Origin of the sequence: Curtobacterium sp. B8, from assembly GCF_000333315.1 — a bacterium.
Lineage (GTDB): Bacteria > Actinomycetota > Actinomycetes > Actinomycetales > Microbacteriaceae > Curtobacterium > Curtobacterium luteum.
Map to the genome: position 1 here is coordinate 1 of NZ_BACW01000172.1, position 4,091 is coordinate 4,091.

Annotated in this window: 5 protein-coding genes; 4 read left to right on the plus strand and 1 reads right to left on the minus strand. The window is 71.3% G+C overall.

From position 1 onward, the window contains the following. Positions 1-1,277 (plus strand): C40 family peptidase (locus I59_RS04270; protein WP_022902807.1); only part of this gene is annotated, 1,277 nt, incomplete at its 5' end. A gap of 110 nt (positions 1,278-1,387) precedes the next feature. Here the strand turns inward: I59_RS04270 and I59_RS04275 are convergent. After that, a complete protein-coding gene (locus tag I59_RS04275; protein WP_022902808.1) occupies positions 1,388-1,879 on the minus strand; it encodes an inorganic diphosphatase in 492 nt (163 codons plus the stop codon). Between the two features lie 50 nt (positions 1,880-1,929). On the opposite strand from I59_RS04275, the gene tilS reads away from it, so the two are divergent. The 3 genes from tilS to I59_RS04290 form a co-directional block, all read left to right on the plus strand. Beyond that, positions 1,930-2,949: a tRNA lysidine(34) synthetase TilS gene (gene tilS / locus I59_RS04280; protein WP_031272829.1), complete on the plus strand. Its 1,020-nt coding sequence runs from the start codon at positions 1,930-1,932 to the stop codon at positions 2,947-2,949. 9 nt (positions 2,950-2,958) lie between these two features. Continuing rightward, positions 2,959-3,510, plus strand: coding sequence for a hypoxanthine phosphoribosyltransferase (gene hpt / locus I59_RS04285; protein WP_031272831.1), 552 nt, complete (start codon positions 2,959-2,961; stop codon positions 3,508-3,510). 135 nt (positions 3,511-3,645) lie between these two features. Next, on the plus strand, positions 3,646-4,091 hold a 446-nt coding region (locus I59_RS04290; RefSeq protein ID WP_031272833.1), incomplete at its 3' end, for an ATP-dependent metallopeptidase FtsH/Yme1/Tma family protein.

Consider the following 4,091-nt stretch of genomic DNA (forward strand, 5'->3'; position numbering starts at 1 on the left):
TGCAGACCAGTGCGGACCCGGCCTCCATCGTCGAGCAGCAGGCCGCGCAGACCTACGCGCTCGCCGCGTCCCAGCAGCAGCAGGCGCAGGCCGACCTCGACGACCTCGCGGACCAGTCGAAGCGGGCCAAGGCGACGGCTGAGGCCTCGGCGGGGCAGGTGGCCGGGCTCGTGGTCGAACTCGCCCGCACCGGCGGCGGGGACCTGTCGACGTCGATGCTCGTGGACGCCCGGGACTCGCAGGACCTGCTCTACCGGGTCGGGACGATGTCGCACCTCTCCGAGCGGTCGGCGAACGTGCTCGCGAAGGCCCAGGCCGACCAGAACACCGTGGACTCGCTCGCGGCCCAGCAGCGGCAGGCGACGACGGCGCTGGCCTCGGCGACGGCGACGACGAAGTCCGCGCTCGCCGACGCGAACGACGCCGCGTCCGCCGCGCAGGGTCGCCTGCAGCGCGAGCAGGACCAGCAGAGCCAGGTGCTCGAGCAGCTCGCGTTCCTCAAGGGCACCAGCGTGGCGACCGAGACGGCCTACTGGAACGCCCAGCAGGCGAAGCAGGCCGAAGCGGCCCTGGCGTCGCACACGGGTGGGACCACCTCGTCCGGGCAGAACGCGTCCGGTGGGAGCGCGTCCGGCGGGAGTGCAGACGGCGGGAGCGCGTCCGGTGGCGGCACGTCCGGTGGGAGCACGTCCGGCGGGAGCGGATCCGGCGGGACGACCACCACGAACCCCGGCACCTCGACCAACCCGAGCCCGTCGAAGCCGAGCCCGAGCAACCCGACCCCGTCGCAGCCCACGCCGTCGAAGCCGAAGCCGACGACCCCGTCCCCCAAGCCGACCACCCCCACGCCGACGCCGACCCCCACCCCGGTCCCGAGCAGCCCGTCGAAGGCCTCGGGCGCGATCGCCTTCGCGAGGGCCCAGCTCGGTGACGCGTACGTCCTCGGCGGCGCCGGACCGAACACCTGGGACTGCTCCGGCCTCGTGATGATGGCCTACGGCTCCCAGGGCGTCGCGACCGGTGGGCACAACGTCGTCTGGCAGTACAACTACTTCGCCTCGATCGGCCGGCTCGTCCCGCTCTCGCAGCGCCAGCCCGGCGACATCCTCTTCTACTCGAGCAACGGAACCGCCAGCGGTGGTTACCACGATTCGATCTACACCGGGAACGGCCAGATGGTCGAGGCCGCGCGACCCGGCGTCGGCGTGGTCGAGCGTGCGGTCTGGCTGCCGAACCAGCTCCTGCCGTACGTCGCCCGTCCGACCGGCTCGCTCTAGCGCGACGCCGTTTCGCGCCCCCTGACGAAGAACGCGCCCCGCAGCAGCGGGGCGCGTTCTTCGTCAGGGGGCGCGACCGCGGTCTCGTGTCCGCGGCCCGCTGCCCGTCGTCAGTGACCGGCGGGCACGTACGCCTTCTGGCCGGCCTGCACGATCTCCTCGGCCTCGGCGGCGTCGCCCCAGCCGTCGGCCTTGACCCACTTGCCCGGCTCGAGGTCCTTGTAGCGCTCGAAGAAGTGCGCGATCTCGGCCTTCGTCTGCTCGTCGACGTCCGAGATGTCCTGGATGTGCTGCCAGCGCGGGTCCTTCGCGGGGACCACGAGCACCTTCGCGTCGCTGCCGGCCTCGTCGCTCATCTTGAAGACGCCGACCGGGCGGACCTTCACGCCCACGCCGGGGAACGCCGGGTACTCGAGGAGCACGAGCGCGTCCACCGGGTCGCCGTCCAGCCCGAGGGTGTTCTCGAAGAAGCCGTAGTCGGTCGGGTAGACGAACGACGTGAAGAGCACGCGGTCGAGGTAGACGCGACCGGTCTCGTGGTCGACCTCGTACTTGTTGCGGCTGCCCTTGGGGATCTCGATGACGACGTCGTACGCGGCCATGTGCACTCCTGGTCTGTCGGTGGTTCGGTGAGCGCGGCTAACGTTACCGGGTGAACTCCCCGCGTCCCCGGTTGGACCCTGCGACCGCCGAGACCCGCCGTGCGGTGCGGGTGCTGCTCGAGACGGCCCGTGCCGACGGCGTCGTCACCGAGGGGGACCTCGTGCTCGTCGCGCTCAGCGGCGGCGCGGACTCGCTCGCGCTCGCGGCGGCGACCTCGTTCGAGGCGCCGAAGCAGGCGCTGCGCGCCGGCGCCGTGGTGGTCGACCACGCGCTCCAGGAGGGCTCCGCGGAGGTCGCGATCCGCGCCTCCCGGCAGGCCGCGTCGCTGGGTCTCGACCCGGTGACGGTCCGCAGGGTCGCGGTCGGTTCCGCAGGCGGTCCCGAGAACGCCGCCCGGGAGGCACGGCACACGTCGATCGCGGAGGTCGCGTCCGCGACCGGGTCGCCGCTGGTGCTGTTCGGGCACACGCTGGACGACCAGGCCGAGACGGTCCTGCTCGGGCTCCTCCGCGGGAGCGGGCCCGACGCCCTGTCGGGCATGCCGCCGCTCGCGCGCCGCACCGTCGGACCGGCCTACGGACGACCGCTGCTCGGCGTCCGCCGCCACACCACCCGCGCAGCCTGCGTCGCCGCGGGCCTCGCGCCGTGGGACGACCCGCAGAACGACGACCCCGCGTACGGCCGCGTGCGTGTCCGCACCGCCCTGATGCCCGCGCTGGAACGGGAGCTCGGCGCCGGTGTGCCGGAGGCCCTCGCCCGCACGGCCGACCAGCTGCGCGAGGACTCCGCCGCGCTCGACCACTTCGCCGAGGAGATGGCGGAGGACCTCGCCGAGCACTCCGAGGCCGGCATCTCGCTCTCCGTGCGGCAGCTCGCCGCGAACCCGCCCGCCCTCCGGCAGCGGCTCGTGCGGCTCGCGGTCGAGAGCGAGTTCGGGGTGACGCTCTCGCGCGTGCAGACCCTCGAGGTGTGCCGCCTCGTCACCGACTGGCACGGACAGGGGCCGATCGCCCTGCCCGGGGTCAGCGCGTCCCGCGACGGCGACCGCTTGGCCTTCGCCGCCGGTTAGAGTGCTGTGGTGGAACTCTCCGACGTCCAGGCAGACCTGTCCGAAGTGCTCTTCACCCCCGAGCAGATCGACGAGAAGCTCGCCGAACTCGCCGCGGTGGTCGACCGTGACTACGCGGGCAAGGACCCGCTGCTCGTCGGCGTGCTCAAGGGCGCCGTCATGGTGATGGCCGACTTCTCGCGCCACCTCAAGATGCAGGCGCGGATGGACTGGATGGCGGTGTCGTCGTACGGCTCCGGCACGAAGTCGTCCGGCGTGGTGCGGATCCTCAAGGACCTCGACACCGACCTGCACGGCCGCGACGTCATCATCGTCGAGGACATCATCGACTCCGGGCTGACGCTGTCCTGGCTCAAGCAGAACCTCGAGTCACGCGGTGCCGCGAGCGTCGAGATCGTCGCGCTCCTCCGCAAGCCCGAGGCGGCGAAGGTCGAGGTCGACGTCAAGTACGCCGGCTTCGAGATCCCAGATGCTTTCGTGGTGGGGTACGGCCTCGACTTCGACGAGCGCTACCGCAACCTGCGCGGCATCGGCGTGCTCGCGCCGCACGTGTACTCCTGAGCGCGTTCGGCTGACCCCGGCGGATCGTGGAGTTCGCCCGCAGAGGACACCCATTCTCGCCACAGAATCGCGGCCGTATGCTGACCTGCACGCAACTTCGGCAGAGAAAGGTGTCGGGCGTCCTGCCCGGATCACATGGACTTCAAGCGAATCCTCCGCGGGCCGTACATCTACATCCTGATCGCGCTCGTGGGGATCTGGATCGGGTGGGCGGTCATCAGTCAGGCCGGCACCCAGCAGATCGACACCCAGAAGGGCCTGCAGCAGCTCGCCGACGACAAGGTCTCCTCCGTCGTCGTGAACTCCACCGAGCAGCGGGTCGACCTCAAGCTCAAGGACGGCGCGACCGAGCAGTTCTACTACGCGACCCCGCGTGGTGAGGACGTCATCAAGGCCGTCGACGCCGCGAACCTGCCGGACGGCTACACCGACCGCGTGCAGCAGGGGAACTGGTTCCTGTCGCTGCTCAGCGTCCTCCTGCCGTTCCTCATCATCGGCGCCCTGTTCTGGTTCCTCCTCGCGAACGCGCAGGGCGGCGGCTCGAAGGTCATGCAGTTCGGCAAGTCCCGCGCGAAGATGAA

Bases quoted from the DNA above. Each gene is read 5' to 3' on its own strand.
- I59_RS04275 (WP_022902808.1), bottom strand. From the start codon at position 1,879: ATGGCCGCGTACGACGTCGTCATCGAGATCCCCAAGGGCAGCCGCAAC.